At 72.0% G+C, this 21,827-nt stretch carries 17 protein-coding genes and 1 pseudogene; 10 read left to right on the top strand and 8 right to left on the bottom strand.

What is annotated here, in order from left to right; genetic code table 11:
• Nucleotides 1-80 precede the first annotated feature (80 nt).
• From ACN9M0_RS37000 to ACN9M0_RS36975, 6 genes are all read left to right on the top strand, one after another.
• A complete protein-coding gene (locus ACN9M0_RS37000) occupies nucleotides 81-1,826 on the top strand; it encodes an ABC transporter substrate-binding protein (protein WP_426405065.1) in 1,746 nt (581 codons plus the stop codon).
• On the top strand, nucleotides 1,823-2,770 hold the full coding sequence (locus ACN9M0_RS36995; protein WP_366040479.1) for an ABC transporter permease: 948 nt from the start codon (nucleotides 1,823-1,825) through the stop codon (nucleotides 2,768-2,770). The genes ACN9M0_RS37000 and ACN9M0_RS36995 overlap by 4 nt, the downstream gene beginning before the upstream one ends.
• The gene (locus ACN9M0_RS36990) at nucleotides 2,767-3,753 is read left to right on the top strand and encodes an ABC transporter permease (protein ID WP_366040478.1); all 987 of its coding nucleotides are present in this window, start codon (nucleotides 2,767-2,769) and stop codon (nucleotides 3,751-3,753) included. Before ACN9M0_RS36995 ends, ACN9M0_RS36990 begins: the two co-directional genes overlap by 4 nt.
• Complete coding sequence (locus tag ACN9M0_RS36985; RefSeq protein ID WP_399695144.1) at nucleotides 3,753-4,757, top strand: ABC transporter ATP-binding protein; 1,005 nt, start codon at nucleotides 3,753-3,755, stop codon at nucleotides 4,755-4,757. The genes ACN9M0_RS36990 and ACN9M0_RS36985 overlap by 1 nt, the downstream gene beginning before the upstream one ends.
• Nucleotides 4,754-5,743, top strand: a complete 990-nt coding sequence (locus ACN9M0_RS36980) for an ABC transporter ATP-binding protein (protein ID WP_366040476.1) — start codon at nucleotides 4,754-4,756, stop codon at nucleotides 5,741-5,743. The genes ACN9M0_RS36985 and ACN9M0_RS36980 overlap by 4 nt, the downstream gene beginning before the upstream one ends.
• Before the next feature lie 90 nt (nucleotides 5,744-5,833).
• Nucleotides 5,834-7,099, top strand: coding sequence for an NAD(P)/FAD-dependent oxidoreductase (locus ACN9M0_RS36975; protein WP_426405064.1), 1,266 nt, complete (start codon nucleotides 5,834-5,836; stop codon nucleotides 7,097-7,099).
• A gap of 65 nt (nucleotides 7,100-7,164) precedes the next feature.
• On the opposite strand, the gene ACN9M0_RS36970 is transcribed toward ACN9M0_RS36975, so the two are convergent.
• From ACN9M0_RS36970 to ACN9M0_RS36960, 3 genes are all read right to left on the bottom strand, one after another.
• Entirely contained in the window at nucleotides 7,165-8,061 is an 897-nt protein-coding gene (locus ACN9M0_RS36970; protein ID WP_399695683.1) for an ornithine cyclodeaminase family protein, read from the bottom strand.
• Nucleotides 8,062-8,207: 146 nt separating this feature from the next.
• Complete coding sequence (locus tag ACN9M0_RS36965; RefSeq protein ID WP_366040473.1) at nucleotides 8,208-9,167, bottom strand: proline racemase family protein; 960 nt, start codon at nucleotides 9,165-9,167, stop codon at nucleotides 8,208-8,210.
• A gap of 83 nt (nucleotides 9,168-9,250) precedes the next feature.
• Complete coding sequence (locus ACN9M0_RS36960) at nucleotides 9,251-11,611, bottom strand: collagenase (protein WP_426405063.1); 2,361 nt, start codon at nucleotides 11,609-11,611, stop codon at nucleotides 9,251-9,253.
• A gap of 403 nt (nucleotides 11,612-12,014) precedes the next feature.
• Between ACN9M0_RS36960 and ACN9M0_RS36955 the strand changes: the two genes are divergently transcribed.
• Entirely contained in the window at nucleotides 12,015-13,400 is a 1,386-nt protein-coding gene (locus tag ACN9M0_RS36955) for a sensor histidine kinase (protein WP_366037690.1), read from the top strand.
• A 7-nt stretch (nucleotides 13,401-13,407) separates the two neighbouring features.
• Nucleotides 13,408-14,088, top strand: coding sequence for a response regulator transcription factor (locus ACN9M0_RS36950; RefSeq protein WP_366037691.1), 681 nt, complete (start codon nucleotides 13,408-13,410; stop codon nucleotides 14,086-14,088).
• Between the two features lie 30 nt (nucleotides 14,089-14,118).
• Here the strand turns inward: ACN9M0_RS36950 and ACN9M0_RS36945 are convergent.
• Nucleotides 14,119-14,380 (bottom strand): annotated as a pseudogene (locus ACN9M0_RS36945) (phosphatase PAP2 family protein); the annotation flags it as partial.
• Nucleotides 14,381-14,623: 243 nt separating this feature from the next.
• Between ACN9M0_RS36945 and ACN9M0_RS36940 the strand changes: the two are divergent.
• Complete coding sequence (locus ACN9M0_RS36940; RefSeq protein WP_366037692.1) at nucleotides 14,624-15,328, top strand: esterase/lipase family protein; 705 nt, start codon at nucleotides 14,624-14,626, stop codon at nucleotides 15,326-15,328.
• Between the two features lie 10 nt (nucleotides 15,329-15,338).
• On the opposite strand, the gene ACN9M0_RS36935 is transcribed toward ACN9M0_RS36940, so the two are convergent.
• Nucleotides 15,339-16,403, bottom strand: a complete 1,065-nt coding sequence (locus ACN9M0_RS36935) for a C45 family peptidase (RefSeq protein ID WP_366037693.1) — start codon at nucleotides 16,401-16,403, stop codon at nucleotides 15,339-15,341.
• Nucleotides 16,404-16,522: 119 nt separating this feature from the next.
• Between ACN9M0_RS36935 and ACN9M0_RS36930 the strand changes: the two genes are divergently transcribed.
• A complete protein-coding gene (locus ACN9M0_RS36930) occupies nucleotides 16,523-17,536 on the top strand; it encodes a LacI family DNA-binding transcriptional regulator (RefSeq protein WP_426405062.1) in 1,014 nt (337 codons plus the stop codon).
• Here ACN9M0_RS36930 and ACN9M0_RS36925 read toward each other — a convergent pair.
• The 3 genes from ACN9M0_RS36925 to ACN9M0_RS36915 are packed head-to-tail and all read right to left on the bottom strand — an operon-like array spanning nucleotide 17,493 to nucleotide 21,698.
• Nucleotides 17,493-19,115 (bottom strand): FAD-dependent oxidoreductase, encoded by a 1,623-nt coding sequence (locus ACN9M0_RS36925; RefSeq protein WP_426405061.1) that lies wholly within the window; start codon nucleotides 19,113-19,115, stop codon nucleotides 17,493-17,495. The two genes, ACN9M0_RS36930 and ACN9M0_RS36925, sit on opposite strands and share 44 nt — an antisense overlap.
• Nucleotides 19,116-19,172: 57 nt before the next feature.
• The gene (locus ACN9M0_RS36920) at nucleotides 19,173-20,132 is read right to left on the bottom strand and encodes an AurF N-oxygenase family protein (RefSeq protein WP_366037696.1); all 960 of its coding nucleotides are present in this window, start codon (nucleotides 20,130-20,132) and stop codon (nucleotides 19,173-19,175) included.
• 54 nt (nucleotides 20,133-20,186) lie between these two features.
• Nucleotides 20,187-21,698 (bottom strand): flavin-containing monooxygenase, encoded by a 1,512-nt coding sequence (locus ACN9M0_RS36915; protein WP_366037697.1) that lies wholly within the window; start codon nucleotides 21,696-21,698, stop codon nucleotides 20,187-20,189.
• Nucleotides 21,699-21,827 lie beyond the last annotated feature (129 nt).

The following is a 21,827-nucleotide window of genomic DNA, read 5'->3' as shown; positions in this document are numbered from 1 at the left end:
CAATTTCACATTACTATGTTACCGGTCACATTCCAGCCGACGCCGGCTGTCCGACTGCTGCTCTCCCGGAGTGACCACCCATGAACAAGCACACCCGCACCTTGGCCACCGCCCTGGTGACGACCCTCGCCCTCGGCGTGACCGGCTGCTCCGGCGGAGGGAAGTCCGGCGGCTCCCCGGACCGCAAGAACCCCGCGGCCTCCACCAACGGCGCGATCGTCGGAGGGACTCCGCAGAAGGGCGGCACGCTGACGGTCCTGTCCAACCAGGACTTCACCCACCTCGACCCGGCCCGCAACTGGGTGATGGGCGACATGGACTTCGGCACCCGGCTGCTCTACCGCACCCTCCTGGCGTACAAGGCGGAGCCGGGCGCGAAGGGCGGGGAGCTCACCCCCGACCTCGCCGAGGACCTCGGCACCTCGTCCAATGGCGCCAAGACGTGGACCTTCAGGCTCAAGCCGGGGCTGAAGTACGAGGACGGGTCGCCGATCACCGCCCAGGACGTCAAGTACAACGTGGAGCGGTCCTTCTCCCCCGACCTGCCGGGCGGCCCCGACTACGCGGCCCGCTACCTCGTCGGCGCCGAGGGCTACCAGGGCCCGGCGAAGGGCAAGCACCTGGACTCCGTGAAGACCCCGGACGCCCGCACGATCGTCTTCGAACTCCGCAAGCCCTTCGCCGAGTTCCCCTACGCGACCGTGCTGCCCACCTTCGCGCCCGTGCCGGCGTCCCAGGACAAGGGGCCCCAGTACGACAACCGTCCCTTCTCCTCCGGCCCGTACAAGATCGACTCGTACGCCAGGGACAAGCAGCTCGTCCTCGTCCGCAACACCCACTGGGACCCGAAGACCGACGCCGTGCGCAAGGCCTACCCGGACCGGATCGTCGTCACGATGGGCCTCAAGGCCAACCAGATCGACGACCGGCTCATCGCCGCCGCCGGCGCCGACGCCTCCGCGGTCGCCTGGGACAAGCTCCGCCCCGAGTCCACCCCCAAGGTCCTCACCAGGCCCGAGGTCAGGGGGCGGCTCCTCGCCGAGTCCAGCAGCTGCACCGAGATGGTGCAGATGCACACGGGCCGGGCACCCTTCGACGACGTCAGGGTCCGGCGTGCGGTGCAGTACGCCCTGGACCGCGAGGCGATCCTCACCGCCTCCGGCGGCCCCGCGCTCAACGACCCCGCCACCGCCCTGATGCCCGCCTCCCTCTTCGGCGGCAAGCAGCCCGACACGCTGAAGATCCCGCTCACCGGTGACCCGGAGAGGGCGAAGCAGCTGCTGAAGGAGGCCGGGAAGGCCGGCGGCTTCTCGACGAGCATCACCGTCTCCAACGGCGACAAGTCCGTGGGCGAGGCGATCCAGCAGTCCCTGGGCCGCGCCGGGATCAAGGTCACCATCGAGACCGTCGACCCCTCCGCCTTCTACGACACGATCGGCGACACCAAGAACCGCACGGACCTCGTCTACACCGGCTGGTGCCCCGACTTCCCCTCCGGCTCGACCTTCCTGCCCTTCGTCTTCGACGGCCGCTACATCAAGGAGAAGGGCAACTCCGGCAACCACTCCCTCTTCCGCGACGACGCCACCATGAAGCGGATGGACGCGATCGCCGCGATGACCGACGCCACGCAGGCGAACAAGGCCTGGCAGGAGCTGGACGGCCAGATCCTCGCCAAGGCACCGACCATGCCGGTCGTCATCGAGCGCCGGCCCCTGCTGCTCGGCACCAACGTCGCCGGCGCCTTCGGCCACACCTCCTTCGGCGGGCAGATCGACTTCGCGACGGTCGGCCTCAAGGACCCCGCGAAGAGCACGCGTCGATGACCGGGACGACCATGACCACGACCCCGACCGCCCCGCCGGAGACGGCGGGCAGCGGGCCCTGGCAGCTCGCCCGGGCGGAACTGCGCCGCCGTACCTCCGTGAAACTCTCGCTCGCCGTCGTCGCGTTCTTCGCCCTCCTCACCGTGGCCGCCCCGCTGATCGGCTCGCTGGGCGGCTGGGGCCCGGAGGAGTTCGACAAGAGCGCCGTCGATCCCTACCTCGGCGGCCAGCCCATCGGGCCGCTCGGCGGCGTCTCGGCTCAGCACTGGCTCGGCGTCGAACCCGTCACCGGCCGCGACCTGTTCGCCCGGGTCGTGCACGGCGCCCAGGTCTCCCTCCTCATCGCCTTCTCCGCGACGGCGATCGTCGTCGTCGCCGGGACGGCGGCCGGCATCGCCGCCGGCTACTTCGGCGGCCGCACGGACACCGTCCTCTCCCGGCTGATGGACCTCACCATGTCCTTCCCCTCCCTCATCTTCATGATCGCGATGATGTCGGTGGCGAGGGACGTCAACCGGATCGTCCTCATGACCGCCGTCATCGGCCTCTTCGGCTGGCCCGGCATCGCCCGCGTCGTCCGCGGCCAGACCATGTCCCTCAAGCACCGCGAGTACGTCGACGCCGCCCGCGTCGGCGGCTCCGGCCCCTGGCGGATCCTCGCCCGCGACATCCTCCCGGGCGTCGCGGGGCCGGTCATCGCGTACACCACCCTGATCGTCCCGGGGATGATCGCCACCGAGGCCGCCCTCAGCTATCTCGGCGTCGGCGTCCGCCCGCCGACCCCGTCCTGGGGCCAGATGATCGCCGAGAGCGTCGCCTACTACGACACGGATCCCATGTACTTCGTCGTCCCGAGCCTCTGCCTCTTCCTCACCGTGCTCGCGTTCACGCTCCTCGGCGACGCGCTGCGGGACGTCCTCGACCCGAGGGGGAGCAGCGCGTGATCCTCTACCTCGGGCGCCGGCTCCTGGGCGTGCTCGGCGTCCTCCTGGCCATCGCCGCCGTCACCTTCACCATCTTCTACGTCCTGCCCTCCGACCCGGCCGCCGCGGCCTGCGGCAAGTCGTGCAGCACCGAACGCCTGGAGGCGATCCGCGCCCACATGGGCCTGGACGCCCCGCTGTGGCGGCAGTTCACCGACTTCGTCACCGGCATCTTCACGGGCCGCACGATGGGCAGCGGCCCGTACGCCCTGCACTGCGACTTCCCGTGCCTCGGCTACTCGTACGAGAACAGCCAGAGCGTGTGGGACCTGCTCGTCGACCGGCTGCCGGTCTCCGCCTCGCTCGCCCTGGGCGCCGCCGCGATCTGGCTGGTCCTCGGGCTCTCCGCGGGGGTCACGGCAGCCCTGCACAAGGACACGCTCACCGACCGGGCCCTGATGGTCGGCGCGGTCGCCGCGGCCTCGCTGCCCGTCTACTTCACCTCGGTGCTGCTGATCTACGGGCTCATCCGGGTCTCCGGACTCCTCCCCTACCCGCAGTACGTGCCCTTCGGCTCCGACCCGGTCTCCTGGGCCACCAACCTGCTGCTCCCCTGGCTCGCGCTCGCGATCCTGTACGCCGCGATGTACGCGCGCCAGAGCCGCAGCTCGATGATCGAGTCCATGGCGGAGCCGTACATCCGCACCGCGCGCGCCAAGGGACTGCCGCGCCGCACGGTGGTCGTCAAGCACGGGCTGCGCGCGGGCATGACGCCGATCCTGACCATCTTCGGGATGGACCTGGGCGGTCTCCTCGCGGGCGCGGTCATCACCGAGTCCATCTTCGGGCTGCCCGGCATCGGGCGCCTCTTCTACGGGGCCCTGTCCACCGGCGACCAGCCCGTCATCCTCGGCGTGACCCTCCTCGCCGCCACCTTCATCGTCGTCGCCAACCTGGCCGTCGACCTGCTCTACGCCGTCGTCGACCCGCGAGTGAGGTACTGATGGGCGACTCCGCCCCCCTGCTGTCGGTACGGGACCTCACGGTCACCTTCCCGACCAAGCGCGGCCCCGTCCGGGCGGTCGACTCCCTCTCCTTCGACGTCCGGCCCGGGCGCACCCTCGGCATCGTCGGCGAGTCCGGCTCCGGGAAGTCCGTCACCTCGCTCGCCGTGATGGGCCTGCACACCGGCGCCGAGGTCACCGGCTCCGTCGCCCTGGACGGCCGCGAACTGATCGGCCTCCCGGAGCGCGAGCTCAACCGGCTGCGCGGCCGGCGGATGGCCATGATCTTCCAGGACCCGCTGTCCAGCCTGCACCCGTACTACACCGTCGGGGAGCAGATCGCCGAGCACCACCGGGTCCACTTCGGGTCCCGTCGGGCGGCCGCCCGCGAGCGGGCCGTCGAGGCGCTCGGCGAGGTCGGCATCCCCGAACCCCGCCGCCGGGCCGGCGAGTACCCGCACCAGTTCTCGGGCGGCATGCGCCAGCGCGTGATGATCGCGATGGCGCTCGCCTGCGAGCCCGATCTGCTCATCGCCGACGAGCCGACGACGGCCCTCGACGTCACCGTCCAGGCCCAGATCCTGGAGCTGATCGCCCGGCTCCAGCAGGACCGGGGACTCTCCGTCGTCATGATCACGCACGATCTGGGGGTGGTCGCCCGGGTGGCCCACGACGTCCTGGTGATGTACGGCGGCCGGGCCGCCGAGCACGCCCCGGTGGACGGCCTGTTCGCGGCCCCGGCCCATCCGTACACCCGGGGCCTGCTCGACTCGCTGCCCCGGCTCGACGACCCCGACGACGCACCGCTCCGGGCGATCCCGGGCAGCCCGCCGTCCCTGCTCGATCCCGCACCGGGCTGCGCGTTCGCTCCCCGGTGCCCCCGCGCGGCCGCCGGCTCCGCGGAGGAACGGGCCCGGTGCGCGGGCGAACGCCCGCTGCTCGGCGGCCCGGACGGACACCCGGCCGCCTGCCACTTCCCCGCGTACGAAGGCGTCGCCTCATGACCACCACACCTGCGCCCCTGCTCCGCGTCCGGGACCTGACCGTCACCTTCCCGGGCCGCCGCGCCCGCTCGGCGCCCGTCCGGGCGGTCGACGGCGTGTCCTTCGACGTGGCGGCGGGCGAGACCCTCGGGCTCGTCGGCGAGTCAGGCTGCGGCAAGTCGACCACCGGCCGCACGATCGTGCGGCTCCTGGAACCGACCGCCGGCTCCGTCTCGTACGACGGGCGCGACATCAGCCACCTGTCCCAGCGGGAGCTGAAGCCGCTCCGGCGCGATCTGCAGATGGTCTTCCAGGACCCGCACTCCTCGCTCAACCCCCGGCAGACCGTGGCCCGGATCATCTCCGATCCGCTGCTCGTCCAGGGGAGTCCGGCCTCCGAGGCGCGCAAGCGGGCCGCGGAGCTGATGGAGCTCGTCGGACTCATCCCCGAGCACATCGACCGCTATCCGCACGAGTTCTCGGGCGGGCAGGCCCAGCGCATCGGCATCGCCCGCGCGCTGGCCACCGGCCCCCGGCTCGTCGTCGCCGACGAGCCGGTCTCCGCCCTCGACGTCTCCGTCCAGGCGCAGATCGTCAATCTCATGGAACGACTCCAGAGCGAACTCGGCCTCGCCTACCTCTTCATCGCGCACGACCTCTCGGTCGTGAAGCGGGTCTGCGACCGGATCGCCGTGATGTATCTCGGCCGGATCGTGGAGATCGGCGAGAAGGAGCGGGTGTACGCGGCGCCCGCCCATCCCTACACCCGGGCGCTGCTCTCCGCCGTGCCCCTGCCCGACCCGGCGGCCGAGCGGGCCCGGGAGCGGATCACGCTGCTCGGGGACCCTCCGAGCCCGGCCGCTCCCCCACCGGGCTGCACCTTCCACCCGCGCTGCCCCAAGGCACAGGAGATCTGCCGCACCGAGGCGCCGCTGCTGCGGATCGCCGCACCGGGCGAGGCCCGGCAGGTCGCCTGTCACTTCCCCGAGGGTCCGCAGGGGAGGTGAAGGCGCACGGGAGGTCTTGACAACTGCTCATGTTCCTCGTCCTCATGTTCCTGACAGAAGTGGCACCACACCACGGGGGACGATCAGCGCATGACCAAGCCTGAGAGCGCGGGGCTCGACTACGACGTCGTCATCAGCGGGGCCGGCCTCGCCGGCAGCGCGGCAGCGATCCTGCTCGCCCGGCGCGGCTCCCGCGTGGCACTCCTCGAACGCCGCTCGGACCCGGCGGCGTACAAGGCGCTGTGCACCCACTCGATCACGGCCAACGCCACCCCGGTCCTTGCGGAGCTCGGCCTGCTTCCCGCGCTGGAGAAGGCCGGGGCCGTCCGCAACGAGGCCCGCTGGTACACCCGTTGGGGATGGATCGAGCCGAGTGCCGCGCCCGGCCCCGAGCTGCCGTACGGCTACAACGTCCGGCGCAGCACCCTCGACCCGTTGATCAGGTCCCGCGCGGCCGAGACCCCCGGGGTGGATCTGCTCCTCGGGCATCAGGTGACCGGGCTCGTCCAGGAGGCCGGTCGCACGGTGGGGGTGCGCGCGTCGACACCCGAGGGCGAGCGCGAGATCCGGGCCCGCCTGGTGGTCGGTGCCGACGGGAAGGACTCGCCCGTGGCCAAGTACGCCGGGGTGCCCTCCCGACAGCACGAGAACGCGCGGTTCGGCTATCTCGCGCACTTCCGGAACCTTCCGCTGCGCGACGGGATCAGTCACGCGTGGTTCCTGATACCCGACATGGCCTACGCGTTCCCGAACGACGACGGGGTGACGGTCGTCGCGGTGCTCCCGGACAAGAAGCGGCTGCCGGCCTTCCGGGAAGACCTGGAGGGCAGCTTCCTCGACTTCGTGCGCGGTCTGCCCGAAGCGCCGGACATCGATACCGCCGAGCGCGTCACGAAGATCACCGGAACGGTCGACTACCCGCTGCACACCCGCAAGGCGACCGCACCGGGCCTCGCCCTCATCGGCGACGCCGCCCTGACCGGCGACCCCTTGTGGGGTGTGGGATGCGGGTGGGCCCTGCAGTCCGCGCGGTGGCTGGCGGAGGCGGTCGGCCCGGCCGCGGCCGGGCGGGGCGACCTCGACCGCTCGCTCGCGGTGTACGCGCGCCTGCACCGGCGCCGGCTCGCCGGTCACCAGTACCTGGCCGCCGACTTCGCCAAGGGCCGGCCGTTCAACCCGATAGAGCGGCTGATGTTCTCGGCGGCGGCGCGCGACGGGGCCCTGGCCCGGCACATGCACATGTTCGCGTCCCGCCTGATCGGTCCGCTGCGCTTCCTGAACCCCGCGGTGGTGGCCAGGGCCGCGGCCGTCAACCTCCGGCACCGAGGGGCGGCCGGGCGGCCCACGCAGGCGTGACGGGCTCCCTCAGGACACGGCGACGCCGGCACCGCATGCGAGGAGCGGTGCCGGCGTCGGCGTGTTCAGGCCTCGCGGGCCGCCCGGTACAGGGCACTGGCGACGGCCAGGTCTTCCCAGGCCATGCCCACGCTCTTGAAGAACCGCGGTCGCCCGCCGGGGGCACGGCCGTTCACCAGGTCGGCGAGGGTGCCCGCGACGGGGTCCTCGCCGACCGCCCCCTCGCCCATCGGAACCAGCAGGTCGCCCGCCTCGCGGAGCGCCGCGGAGCGCGCCTCGACGTACACCTCGGCGCGGGTCACGAGAGCGGTGTCGGTCTCCCTCGCCGTGGGCTCGTGCGAGCCGACCGCGATGACGGTGGCGCCGGGGGCCACCAGAGTGCCGTCGAAGAGCGGTTCGCGGGCCGTGGTGCAGCAGACGACGAGGTCGGCCCCCGCCACGTCGTCGGGCGCACCGGCGCGGGCGGACACGTCGAGGGACCGCGCGTATCCGGCGAGGGCCCGCGCGCCGACGGGGTTGCGCCCGACGACGACGGCCTCGGCGACCTCGCGGGCGGCGAGAACGGCCTCCAGGTGACCGTACGCCTGGGGCCCGGTGCCGAAGAGGACGAGGCGCAGCGGCCGGTCGTCCGGCGTCAGGTGGCGCACGGCGAGCGCGGAGACCGCCGGGGTGCGCAGCTCCGTGAGCGCGGCGCCGTCGAGGAGCGCGAGGGGCTGGAGGTGCGCGCCGTCGAGGAGCAGGTAGGAACCGGTGATGCGGGGCAGGCCTAGGGCCGGATTGCCGGGGGCCACGCCCGCGATCTTCACTCCGGCGTGGGAGCCGAAGGCGGCGGGCATGAGGAGGAGCTCACCGGCGGGGACGGGGACGGCGGTGCGGGCCGGGGCGGTCTCGGGGTCGAATCCGGAGCGCAGGACGTCGGCGAGGACGTCGGCCGTCGCCGCCGGGGTCAGCAGGCGGGTCATGGTCGCGGCGTCGATCCGGAGCAGATCGGGCACGGCGGCCGTCGTCGTCAGAGTGGTCGCAGAGGGCACAGCAGTCAGGGCGGTCGCAGGAGTCACGGCAGTCATGGCGGTCTCAGAAGTCACAGCGGTCCCAGAAGTCGCAGCAGTCACAGCAGAAATCCTGTCCCCAGCTCGTCGTGGGGGTCGAGGACGAAGGTGTGGGTGCCGGTGCGGTGCGTGGCTCCGGTGACCTCGGTGACGCCGCCGGGCAGCAGCCGGCCGGTGAACACCGTGTCGGCCACGGACTCGTGCGTGAGGGTGTCCCCGGGGGCGAGGAGCCCGTCCTCGCCGAGCAGGGCGAGCCGGGCGGAGGTGCCCGATCCGCAGGGCGAGCGGTCGATCTGCCCGTCGGCGAAGACGGTGACGTTGCGCTGGTGCGGGCCGGTGGGGGTGTCGGGCAGCTCCTCGTACAGGATCACGCCGTAGACGTCGTGCTCCGGGAACGCGGCGCGGATCTCCCGTCCGGCCCGGACGAGCGCGGGCAGGGAGGCCCGCGTGGTGTCGAGGCCGAGGGCCCGTGCGGGGACGGAGACGTAACAGGCGCCGGAGTCGGCGAGGTCGACCTCGACGGTGCCGTACGTGGTGGTGACCGGGACCTTGCGGGCGAGGACGCGCGTCGGGACGTTGCGGAAGGTGACGCCGGTGGTGCGGCCGCCCGCGCGGTGCACGGTGGCGGTGACGCGCCCGGAGGGCACGTCGATGCGGACGGGGACGTCGCCGTCGTCGGGCGCCGGGACGCGTCCGGTGTCGACGGCCCAGGCGCCGAGCGCCATCGTGCCGTGGCCGCAGGCGGTGGAGTAGCCGTCCTTGTGCCAGAACAGCACGCCGAAGTGGGCGCCGTCGTCGTCGGGGGGAACGATGAATCCGCCGTACATGCCGGAGTGTCCGCGGGGTTCCCGGACCAGCAGGCGGCGCAGCTCGTCGAGCGGTCCCAGCCGGAGGGCGAGGGCGCGGCGCTCGGCGACGGTGTCGCCGGGGATCGGGGGCAGGTCCTCGTCGACGATCCTGAAGGGCTCGCCTGCGGTGTGGTAGTCGGTGGTGCGGACCGGGTGCGGGGTGGTGCTCACGGAGTACGGCCTCCAGAAGGGGAGTCTGCGGTGCCGGGCCGGCCCCTCCCCAGTGGAGGGACCGGCCCGGTCGGTGGGGCGGGTCAGCTGCGGAGGGGGCCCTCACAGCTGTAGCTGGACGTGCCCGCGACCTTGGTTGACCAGATCTCGACGGCGCCGAAGCTGCAGTTCATGTCGGCCAGGTTGTTCGAGGCCGCGCCGGCACGGTCGAGGATGAAGTAGTCGACCGTCTCGGACATGTCCTTGAAGTTCTGGTCGTCGCTGGCCCAGTTGGACAGGTTGGCGGTGATCCGCCCGGTGCAGAGGAAGCGGCGCTTGCCGGGCTCGCCGTTCTCCACGCAGTCGGGGGTGTTGTAGGTGGCGGTGGCGAAGGTGGACTTCACGGACGCGAGGTCCGCGTCACGCAGCTGGGCGTTGGGCGTGAACGTGGTGTTCGGGACGTACAGCTGGTCGACCTTGGCGATCTGCGTGTCGAGGAAGCGGTCGTAGTCGCGCTGGAGGCCGGCGTCGGAGCCCATCCGGTTGCGCCAGGCGTCGTACGCCGCCACGTCGTTGGCCCGCAGGTGGGTGTACATCTCGCGGAGCAGCGAGGGCTTCTCGGTCCAGAGGAACTCGAAGAACGTACCGGCGTAGTTGTAGAAGCGGAAGCCGTCGCCGTCGTAGGTGGCGTGGAGGATCTGGTTGAGGTTCATCCGCGGGCCGCCGCCGGCGGTGTCGTTGATGATGCCGCGGACGAGGGACTTGCGGACGGCGATGCCGTTGTCGCGGGTGGCTCCGTCGAAGAACTCGGCGGTGCCCTCGTCCATGGCGGTGGTGCGGTCGCCCTGGTACCAGGGGCCCTCGCCGAAGAAGCCGGGGACGGCCCAGCGGCCGTTCAGGTAGTGGGTGTACTCGTGGCGGAAGAGCTCTTCGAGCGTCAGCGAGGAGTCCTGCGGGACGCGCCGCTGGTACGTGTAGAAGGTGGCGCCGCGCTCGATGTAGATGCCGCCGTTGTTGGTGCCCATGCCGGTGAGGATGGGGTGGTAGTTCTCGTAGTCCGCGCGGGAGGCGTAGAGCACGATGTTGAGGGTGGTGTTGTTGTCGCCCGCGAGCGGCTGCTCGGTGCCGAGGACGCGGTGGTACTGCGCCTTGACCTGCTTGCTCGCGTAGTAGAGCTGGTCCACGGTGGCCCGGTCGAGCGCGGTGCGGACCTTGATGGCCCCGTTGTCGTAGGTGTACGTGTACGGGAAGAGCTGCTTCTCGATGTCCTCCTTGCACACGCCGTACGGCTGGCAGGCCTCGTAGGTGTTGAGCCAGGAGACGACCTTCGCCCACGGCTCGCTGCCGCGGCCGAAGGTGTCGACGACGGTGGTGAGCATGGCGCCGAGGTCGGCGACGACGCCGTCCTTGAGGCCCTCGACCTGGCCGAAGCGGCCGTACTCGCTCACGGCGTCACGGGCGACCCAGGCGTTCGCGGTCCCCTTGAGGTGGCCGTAGCGCGCGAAGGCCTTGAAGGTCGCGCGGTAGGCCGGGTCGGCGGCGACGGCCGCATGGAAGGCGCTGTCCTGGTTGCCCGGGTAGACGCCGAGGTAGTTGACCGAGAGACCGGCGAGTGCGGCACCCGCCCAGGCAGGGTCGAGGTTCGTGGCGGTGTGCGAGGGGTCCATGGTGGCCAGGACCCGCTGGATCAGGCCGAGCTGGTGCTGGCGCAGTCCAGGTGCGCTCGCCGCGTAGAGCGCTTCGCGCAGGGTGTTCGCGTTGGTCTTGGTGACGTCGAAGGCGTGGGCGGCGGCGCCGAAGTCGGCGACGGCCCGGCGGACGGCGTCCACGGTCGGGGCGTCGGTGGTGTCGATCTCGTCCCGCGCGTAGTCGTGGTAGGCCACGGCGTGCAGGTACGTGAACATCTCCTCCAGGTGGGAGGAGTTCCGTCCGTCGTGGGCGGCGGACAGGCTCGATATGCGGCGGGCGACGGCCTGGACGTGGGCGTCGGACATGACCGGAGCGAGCCGGGCGTCCCAGGTCCAGATGAGACCGCGGAGACAGCCGTCGGCGGTGACCGCCGGGTCGGCGAGGAAGTCGGCGAACTGCTCCGGGGCGAGGCCCGTGATCCCGTCGAGCGTGCAGGGGACGCCGGCCGCGGTGGTGCCGGTGGCGGCCACGGCGAGCGACCGCGCGGTGGCGGCGGCCGGTGCCCGGCCGGGCACCCGGCCCGTGGCGTGGCCGCCGGGGGCGGGGGCCGGTCCGAAGGTGGTGCGCGGGGCGGAGGCCCGGTGCTCGACCTCGTCGAAGGGGTTGGCTCCGGGCTGCGCCCGCGGGGCCGGCGCGCCGAGCGCGGGGGCCGGGGCGGGGGCGGGCTTGTCGTCCGTGCCCGCCGCGGAGGCGCCGGCCTGGCCGGCGGAGCCGAGGAGGGTGACCGCGATGGCGGAGGCGAGCAGGGACGAGCGCACACGTCTGTGGAGGGACAACAGAACTCCTGCTGGTGAGGGGGGTAAGTGCGGGGATGCGTTCGCGAACTGGTCTGGTTCGCACGGCGTATGACGGAGGTTCATCGAACCGTGTGCGCTGTAACATAGTAATGTGAAATTGCACTGACAACCCCTGGGACGGCATCACTTCCCCGGCGGTGCGGGCAGGCCTGCCGCGAAGAGGGCCAATCCGTCACACAAGCCTCAGGATTCGGCTGCCTCCCACAGCAACGGCTCCGCCTCGGGGTTCGGTGCTCGCCGGTCACCGGCGCAGAAATGGGACTTTCGGCAGTGTCGGAGGGCGCCCCATGTCCGTACCGTCACCTCCGTGGACAGCACAATGACCAACGGCGAGACTGCGACCGGAACAGCTGTGTTACGGCGGGGATTTGATCCTGGGACCATGCTCACGGCGGCCACCGCGGTGGCTGCCGGTCTGAGCGTGATGAACCTGTGGTGGGCTGCCCCCACCGCCATCGCCGCGTTCCTGACAGGGCGACGGCCCGGGCGGACGGCGCCGACAGTGCTCGCCCTCGTCGGGATTCTCGCGGTCGGTGTGATGGCGTTGTCCGTCGTTCCTGCGTGGCTCCCTCTGGCCGGCCGGTTGGTGACGGTGGTGGTTGCCGCCACGATGCTGCCCTGGTTCGCGGGCCGGTTCTGGTGCCAGTATCAGCAGCTTGTCCGGGCCGGGTGGGAGCGTGCCGATCAGCTGCAGCGGGAGCGGCAGCTGATCGCCGATCAAGCCCGGCTGCGCGAACGGACACGTATCGCCCAGGACATGCATGACGTACTCGGCCATGACCTCAGCCTGATCGCCCTGTCGGCCGGCGCACTCAAACTGGCGCCGGACCTTGAAGAACACCACCGAGAGGCCGTGGGGGACATCCGAGCCAGAGCCGCGGCCGCGGTGGAGCGTCTCGGGGAGGTGATCGGTGTTCTGCGTGAGGAGACCGACACAACGCCGATGGACCCCGACGACTCCAGCCTCACGCGTCTGATCTCCGAGGCTTCCGGGGCCGGCCTCACGGTGGAGTTGCGCATCGACGGCGAGGCGGACGACCTGCCGCCCGTGGTCGAACGGGCGGTCCACCGGGTCGTGCGGGAAGCTCTGACCAACGTTGCCAAGCACGCGTCCGGCGCGACCGTGACGGTCCATGTGACGCATACGGCGGCAGAGACACAGGTCGTGGTGGAGAACGGCCCGCCCTCGTCTGCGGCCGACCAGCGGCCCCGGCTCGGGAGTGGAGGGCGTGGCCTTGTCGGTCTCGAAGAACGTATGCGGTTGACCGGCGGCTCTTTCGACCACGGCCCGCGCGACGGAGGCTACGCAGTCGTCGCGCGGATCCCGCACACACCCTCGCCACCACTGTCGCTCGCGCCCTCAGCCTCTCCCTCTCCCTCTCCCGGTGACGAGCTGCCGCAGGAACATCTCCGTGCTCGGCGCCGGGTCGGCCGGGCCCTGGTCGCCGCGGTCATGGTGCCCCTCGTCACGGGAGCTTTGCTGAGCGGAGCACTCATGGGATGGGAGATGCTGTCGGCGTCACAGTCGCTCCTGGACCCACGCGCCTATGCCCGCCTGCACGTGGGGCAAGATCGCTCCGAAGTGGAGCGTCACCTGCCGGACCGGCAGACGAACCATCGACCGCCGGCTGCCGAGCCGACAGGAGACGGCATAACGTGCGAGTACTACGCGATGACGGCCGACCGGTTCGACGACCGGTCCGGCGACGCCTATCAGCTCTGCTTCCGGAAGGACACCCTGGTGTCCCTGGAAACGATCACCCCGTGAGCGTTCGATGATCCGGGTGCTGATCGCAGACGACGAACCGATGATCCGCGCAGGGGTACGCGCCGTTCTCGCCACGGATCCGGACATCGAAGTCGTCGCCGAAGCCGTCGACGGGCACGACGCCGTGGAACTGGTCCGGCGCCATCGTCCCGCGGTGGCCGTACTCGACATCCGCATGCCGGGAATCAACGGCATCGACGCCGCCGCGGAAATCCGCAACACAGTGCCGACCACGAGTGTCGTCATTCTGACGACCTTCGGGGAGGACGACTACATCCTCAAGGCGCTCGGCGGTGGTGCGGCAGGCTTCCTGATCAAGTCGGGCGAGCCCGAGGAACTGATCACCGGGGTCCGAGCGGTGGCCGAAGGCGCCGCCTACCTGTCACCGAAGGTCGCGGCCCGGGTCATCGCGCACCTCGCCGCGACGGGCGCGGGCACCCTGGCCGGTCGGCGCTCCGCCGCCCGCGAACGGGTCGCCGCCCTCACCGCCCGGGAAAGGGACGTACTGGCCTTTCTCGGAAGCGGCCTGTCCAACGGGCAGATCGCCCGGCGGCTCCATGTGGTGGAGGGAACGGTCAAAGCCCACGTGAGTTCCATCCTGGCGAGGCTGGGCGTGGACAACCGGGCCGCTGCCGCGGTCGTGGCCCACGAGGCCGGGATCGTTCCACCTCAACCTTCCCAGCCGTGATGCAGCCGACTGAGCAAGGGGCGTGAACGCGAGCAGCACGGCAGCCACGACAGCGCCGCCGAGCGTCGCGCCGGCGAGCACGTCGTGCGGGTAATGGACTCCCACCAGCACCCGCAGTAGCGCAGCGGCCCCGGCCGGCGGCAGCGTGATCGCGGCGAGGCGGGGCCGCAGCACGGCGAGACCGACGGCCGGCCCGGCGGCCAGGGTGGCGTGATTGCTCGGGAATGACCAGTCCCCGGCTCCCGGGGCATTCCGTGGCAGGTTCGGCGCCTGCGCGCAACGCACGGCAAGAACACCGGACCTCGACGATCGTCAGGGTTGACGGCCGCATCCCCGAGTTCATCCGCGAACTCATCGTCCAGGGCACCCGCGAGGGCCTGGCTGCGCCGCCCGCGCCCGCAGCCGGGTCGGCGGCCGCCCGAGCGTCATCCGACGGACCCAGGGTCGGCGAAGCCGCGCAGGGGGCTGGAAATCCGCCCCCTCAGCCCCCACCATGCTCCTGACTACTCGTGCGTAACTCACCTTAGGGGGAAGCGTGTTGAGACTCCGTGGCCGAATCGCCGTTCCGCTGCTCGCCGTCGTCGCGTCCCTGCTCCTGCCGGCCGTGCCGGGCCACGCCGACGCACCGGCGCTCGGCGCGTCCTCCCGTACCCCCGTCGTGTTCGTCCACGGCTACAACGCCGACCCCGGCGTCTGGGGCGGCCTGCGGGCGGACTTCAAGGCCGACGGATACACCGACGCCGAGCTGTTCTCCTTCGGATACGACACCCATCGGTCCGTCAACGAGTTCCTCTCCGGTGAACTCGCCGCGTACGTCGAGGGCGTCAAGCGGCAGACCGGGGCGAGCCGGGTCGATCTCGTCGCCCACTCCTTCGGCAGCCTCGTCACCCGCTGGTACGTGAAGTTCGACGCCGCCGGCCAGTCCTCCGTCGCCCACTGGGTCTCCCTCGCCGGCCCCAACCACGGCACCGGTACGGCCTGGGCGTGCGCGCTGTGGGACCAGGCCTGCCGCGACATGACCCCGGGCTCCTACGTCCAGAAGAAGCTGGCGGAGGGCGACGAGACCCCCGGGGCCGTGCGCTACGCCACCTGGTGGTCGAACTGCGACGAGGTCATCGATCCCGACAGCAGCGTGCCGCTGGCCGGCGCCGTCAACAACGGCGCCGGCTGTCTGGACCACAACGCACTCCTCGGGGACGACGCGGTCTCCCAGGGGGTCCGCGCCTTCCTCCGTACCTAGGTGGAGCGGGTCAGAAACGCGCGAGGCCCGTCGTCGGGGCCTCGTGCGGCGCGCCGGCCAGGTAGTCGATCGCGCAGTGGGTGACGTCGAGACCGATGGTGAGCAGGGTGCCCCACTGCTCGTGCGTCGGCTTGTGCTCGTCGGGCCTCATGCAGACGACGGCCTCGGCCCCGCCCTCGCCGCAGAAGGCCTTCGCCCGCTCGGCGGGATTGAGCCCCGGCATCGCGGCGCGGACCGCGCGCAGGTGGGCGAGCCGCTCCGCCGTCATCGAGTCGGCCGGTCCGGTGTCCGCCGCCGCGAGGCCGGCGTCGAGGAAGTGGTTGGTGTGCAGCAGCCAGCCGTCCTCGGCCGCCGGGACCACCGCCAGGCCGGCCGGGGAGAGCTCCAGGCTCGCGGCACGGGAGTCGGCGGTGACCACGGTCAGCGAGGTGGAGGCGCTGACGCGTGCCGTCGAGGCGATCTCGACGGCCTGGTCGAGGGTGTCCGCCTCGTCGAGGATGCGGCGGGCGACGGCGTGCACGGGCACGCCACCGCTCGCGGAGTCCGACGCGTGGAAGAGGATGTTGAAGTGCACGCCGAGGCCCGCGCTGTTCACGCCGATCTTGCCGGGGGCGCCGAACTCGGTGAAGAGCTTCACCTTGCGGCCCTGGCTCGGCGTCAGCTCGTGCAGCAGCGCGTCCGGGACGAGCAGGTCGTGCCAGTCCCAGGTCTGCACCGTCTGCGGCGCCGCTCCCCCGGGCGCGAACACGGCGGTCGAGCACTCGCCTTTCCCGGGCGACGGGCAGCCGGCGAGGATCTCGGTCCGGGCGCCGACGGCGGCGACGGTCCAGCGTTCGACGCCGGCCGCGTCGGCGCAGGCGTCCGACTCCTCGGCGAGGGACGGCGCCCAGGCCCGGAGCGCCTCGTGGCTGCGGGTGGCGATGTCGCGGACCCGGTCCGCGGGCAGGCCGAGGACGGCGAAGTGCTCCCGGTAGAGCTCCGCGACGCGCCGGACCCGGTCGCCGAATCGGGTGCCGAGGAGGGTTCCGCGCTCGCGGGGGTCGGTCGTCCCGGTGGTGAGGGTGTGCAGTTCCACGCGTGTTCCTTCGGGGCTGGTGAGGCCGCGGGCCAACGCGGCGGCACACGTCAAGCTAGGAACGTAAAACGTTTTATGCAACGCTTGGCGGAGGAATTCCTTTCACGACGGGCGGCGCGGTGGCACGGACGCGGGGCATCACGATCAAGGACGTGGCGCGCAAGGCGGAGGTCTCCATCACCGCCGTCTCGCACGCCCTCAACGACAAGGGCACCCTCAGCACGGCCACCCGCGCGCACATCCGGCGCGTCGCCGACCAGATGGGGTACGAGGCCGACGCCCTGGCCCGCGGGCTGCGCCGCTCCACGATGGGGGCGGTCGGTCTCGTGCTGCGTTCGCTCGACGCCCTGGGCGACTACGCGCCGGCGGGCGTGGACGTCTTCGAGCGCTTCGTCGGGGCGGCCGCCTCACAGGCCCTGGCCCGCGGCCTCAGCCTCATGCTGGTGCCGGACCTGACACGGGCGCCGGTGCCGCCGCTCGCCTTCTCCCTGGACGGCTACATCGTCACCAACCCGCACGTGGACGACCCGGTCGTCGCCCGCCTGGAGGAGCGCGGCATCCCCTACGTGACCTACGGACGCCCGCCCGGACGCCCTGACTTCACGCACTGGGCCTCGGAGGACGACAGCGCCTCCGCCCGCCTGGTCCTGGCCCACCTGGAGGCCGCCGGGGCCCGCTCCGTCGCCCTCGTGCGGGGCACCGACCCGAACTCCTGGAACCTCGAACACCAGGAGGTCTACCTCCGCTGGTGCGCGGAGCGCGGCAGCACGCCGCGGCTGTACGAGCTCCCCGAACGCGCGGGCGTCGAGGGCGGTGTGGCGCTGGCCGGCCGGCTCGCCGACGACGGGCTGCCGGACGCCGTCTTCTGCCTCACCGGACGGCACGCGGCCGGCGTCCAGCGCGGCCTCATGGCGCGTGGCGTGCGGGTTCCCGGTCAGACGATGGTGGTCGCCGGCTCCGACTCCGAGCACGCCCGGAACAGCCGCCCCGCCATCTCGGCCCTGGAACTGAACCCGGTCGACAGCTCGGCGGCCCTCCTCGACATCCTCCAGTCGCTCATCGCGGGACGCCCCGCCGACTCCCCCCGCCTCACACGGGCCCGCTTCCACCCGAGGGCCTCGACCCGGCGTTAGGGGAACGGAGCGGGCGGCGCCCGGCGGCGGAGCGTGCGGCGGCGAGCAGGTCCTCCCGGTCGACGAGCTTGACGCGGGGGCGTCCCTGGCGTCGGCCCGCGGCACGTTCCGCCTCGTCGATCGCCCGCCAGCCGTCGAGGCCGACGGCATCCGGGTGCGCGCCCGGCACCGGACCGCCGGCGGCGGGGGCGGTGAGCAGGCCGGCTTCGAGATCGTCGAGGAGTACGGAAACGGTCTCCTGGGCGCAGGACTTGTTGGTGCCGATGAAGCCGTTGGGGCCGCGTTTGATCCACCCGGCCACGTACACGCCCGGCCGGACCCGGCCCCGGTCGTGGGGCACCGTACCGGTCGTCTCGTCGAAGGGGAGGCCCGGGACGGGCCGGGCGCGGTAGCCGATCGCGCGCAGGACGAGTGACGCCTCGACGGTCTCTGCGGTCTCTGCGGTCTCGACCGTCAGGCCGGTCACCCGGTCGTCGCCGAGGATCCGTGTCGGGCGGGTCCGGAAGCGCAGGACGATGCGGCGGCGCCCCGGTACGGGCGTGCGGGCGGCGAGCTCGGCGAGCACCCGGGTCTTGGGGGTGGCGTCCGCGGGCTCGTCCTCCGGCCATCCCTCGACGAGGACGTCGACGCCGTCGAGGGCGGCGAGCGCGAGCAGTTCCGGCAGGGTGAACGCGGCCTCGGCCGGTCCACGGCGCCCGAGGACGAGGACCTCGCGCACGCGGCTCGCCCGCAGCGCGGCGAGCGCCCGGTCGGAGATGTCGGTACGGGACAGGGTGTCGGGGTCGGCGGTCAGGACGCGGGCCACGTCCAGGGCCACGTTGCCGTTGCCGATGACGACGGCCCGTTCGCCGTCCAGGGCGTAGGAGGCGGAGCCGTGGTCGGGGTGGCCGTTGTACCAGGCCACGAAGTCGGTGGCGGAGGCGCTGCCGGGCAGGTCCTCGCCGTCGATGCCGAGACGCCGGTCCGTGGCCGCGCCCACGGCGTAGATGACGGCGTGGTGGTCGCGGAGCAGGTCCTCGTGGTGCAGGTCGCGGCCGATCTCCGTGTTCAGCCGGTACGAGAAGCCGGGCTGGCTCTCGACGGCGCGGAAGAGCCGGGCGACCTGCTTGGTGTCCTCGTGGTCGGGCGCCACGCCCGCGCGGGCGAGCCCGTACGGGGTGGGGAGCCGGTCGTGGACGGTCACGGTCACGCCCGGGTACCGGAGCAGCTCGTCGGCGGCGAACAGCCCGGCGGGCCCGGCGCCGACGACGGCCACCCGCAACTCGGTGGCGGAGGTGCGGCGTTGCGGGGGCACGACGGCCATCGGCGTGCGGTCCTCGTGCGGATGGGTTTCGTAGTAGGCGCGGTTGAGTTCGAGGAACGGCAGCTCCGCGTCGGTGAGCCGGGTGTGCGGCTTGAGCGCGTCCACCGGGCAGGCCGTCGTGCAGGCGCCGCAGTCGACGCAGGTGCGGGGGTCGACGTACAGCATCTCGGTCTGCCCGAAGCCCGGTTCGCCGGGGGCGGGGTGGATGCAGTTGACCGGGCAGGCGAGGACGCAGGAGGCGTCGGCGCAGCACGACCGGGTGACGACGTAGGTCATGGGGAGGGCTTCTCCGTTCGCGGGACCGGTGGGACGCCGGACTCTCGGTCGGCTCCGTCAGGCGGCGTGCGGGGCGGGTTCGCCGCGGTGGCGGGAGGGGCGGCCGTCGATGCGCAGGGCCTTCCACACCCGCCGTGAGGTCCTGTTCATCAGGCCGATGTCCTCGGCGAGCATCCGCACGTCGGAGAAGAGGTCGCGGAGCATCTTCTCGCCGTCGGGCGACTTCCAGAAGATGTCCTTGATCACCCAGTGGGGCACGCCTATCGTCTCGGCGGTCTTCCGGTCGGGGACCATGATGACGTCGCCGAGCACCCGCATGATCACCGGGAAGGCGACCGACAGCGCGCCCCTGCGCGCCCTGCCGTAGCCGGGGACCTTGACGCGCAGGAACTCGTGGGCGAAGGAGATGTGGCGGGCCTCCTCGGCGACATGGATCTGCATGAGCCGGCGCATCAGCGGATGGATGTCCTCGCCGCCGCGCAGGATCGCCTTCTGGAGGTGGTCGATGGGCTCCTCACCGGCGAGGACGCCGGTGAAGAACGACTCGGGGATCAGTGAGCCGGCCAGCGGCAGGAAGCGGCTGAGCACGCGGAAGGAGCGCCGGCCGCCGGGCACGTCGGCGCCCGCGCGGTTCACGAACTCCTGGAACATCTGGGTGTGGTGGCACTCCTCCGTGACCTCGTGGGTGAGGTAGCGGAACTCGGGGTTCTGGTTGCGCAGGGCGAAGACGTAGTCCATCACCCCGCGGATGAGGACGTTCTCGAACTGCATGCCCACCTTGACGATATTGGCGTACCGCCACAGTCCGATGCGCGTCCGGACCTCGAGGGGCTGCTCCTGGTACCACGGGTGGCCGCCCAGGGGGTCGGCCGCGGGGAGCACCCAGCGGGGGTCCGCCGGATCGATGGCGAAGTCGGGGTGGTCCCAGTCGATGTCGGTGAACGCGTCGAAGTGGATGTGCACCGAGGCCTCGGACAGGGTCCGGAGCCTCTCGTGATAGCTCTGCACGCTGGTCATCGTCGTCCTCGGTCTCTCGCGGTCGGCTGTCCGGAGGCGCTGTTCTCGGGGGCGTCAGGCCGCGGGGGTCCGGTCCTGTCGCGCGGCGGGGCGATCGTCGGGGGCCGCGCGGTCGAAGCGGAGCGCGGGGTCCTGGATCGGGGACCGGCGCAGCGCGCGGCGGTCGCGGTAGTAGTTGTTCCAGATCCGCCACGGGTCCCGGGTGCCCTGGCGGGGCATGATCGCGTCGCCGCGCGCGATGTAACCGGACGTCAGCGACTCGCCCATGACGGAGACGGAGGAGCGGTCGGCCTCGGTGGCGACGGGGGTGACGGCGGTGTGACCGTGCCGGTCCATGTGGGCGATGAGCCGGCTGACGTAGGCGGCGGCGAGGTCGGCCTTGAGCGTCCAGGAGGCGTTGGTGTAGCCGATGATCATCGCCAGGTTGGGGACGCCGTCGAGCATCACGCCCTTGTAGAGCAGGTGGTCGCGGGTGACGACGGGCTTCCCGTCGACCGCCAGCTCCATGCCGCCGGCGAGCTGCATGCGCAGGCCGGTGGCCGTGACGACGATGTCGGCGGGGATCTCCTCGCCGGACCCGACCTTGACGCCGGTCTCGGTGAACGTGTCGATGTGGTCGGTGACCACGGAGGCCCGGCCGCTCCTGAGCGTCGTGAAGAGGTCGCCGCCGGGCACGACGCACAGCCGCTGGTCCCAGGGCTTGTACGAGGGGGTGAAGTGGCGCATGTCGACGCTCTTGCCGAGCCGGGCCCGTACCGAGCCGAGCAGCACCTTGCGCATGAGGCGGGGTGCCTTGCGGCACAGGGCGTAGAGCCCGCGCTGCATCGCGATGTTGCGGGCGCGCCCGACCCGGTGGACGAGCGCGGCCGGGACGCGCAGGCGGCGCAGGAGGACGGAGAGGGGGTCGTCGGCGGGGAGCGCCAGGATGTACGTGGGCGAGCGCTGGAGCATCGTCACGTGCGCGGCTTCGGGGGCCATCGCGGGGACCAGGGTGACGGCGGTGGCGCCGCTGCCGATGACGACGACGCGCTTGCCCGTGTGGTCGAGGTCCTGGGGCCAGTGCTGCGGGTGCACGAGGGTGCCCCGGAAGCGCTCCTCGCCGGGGAACTCCGGGCGGTGGCCGGCGTCGTAGTCGTAGTAGCCGGTGGCGCCGACGAGGAAGCGGGCGGTGAGGACGCGGGTCTCGCCGGTGGCCTCGTCGCGGGTCTCGACGGTCCAGCGCCCTTCGTCGCTCGACCAGTCGGCCCGGACGGCCCTGCGGCCGAAGCGGATGTGGTCGGCGACGCCGTGCTCCTCGGCGGTGGCGCGGATGTAGCGGCGGATGTCCGTGCCGCCGGCGAGGACCTTGGTGCCGTGCCAGGCGCGGAAGCCGTAGCCGAAGGTGTACATGTCGGAGTCCGAGCGGATGCCGGGGTAGCGGAACAGGTCCCAGGTGCCGCCGATCCCGCTGCGCCGCTCGATGATCGCGTACGTGGTTCCGGGGTTCCCGGCGAGCAGGTGGCAGGCGGCACTGATCCCGGACAGCCCCGCGCCGATGATCAGCACGTCGACGTGCTCGTTCTCCATGTCCATCCCCTCCGCGACCGGTCGTACCGGTGGGCATTCTTCCTCAGGCCCCGGAATTTACCTGTGTCACCGCGTCCAAGATACTGGCGGTAACGTGACCTGCGCCACCCCTTGCGGTCGCCCCGTCAC

Origin of the sequence: Streptomyces sp. R-07 (genome assembly GCF_049913175.1) — a bacterium.
Classification (GTDB): Bacteria; Actinomycetota; Actinomycetes; order Streptomycetales; family Streptomycetaceae; genus Streptomyces.
The sequence above is the reverse complement of the archived record's forward strand: the minus strand, read 5'-3'. Positions and strand labels throughout refer to the sequence as shown.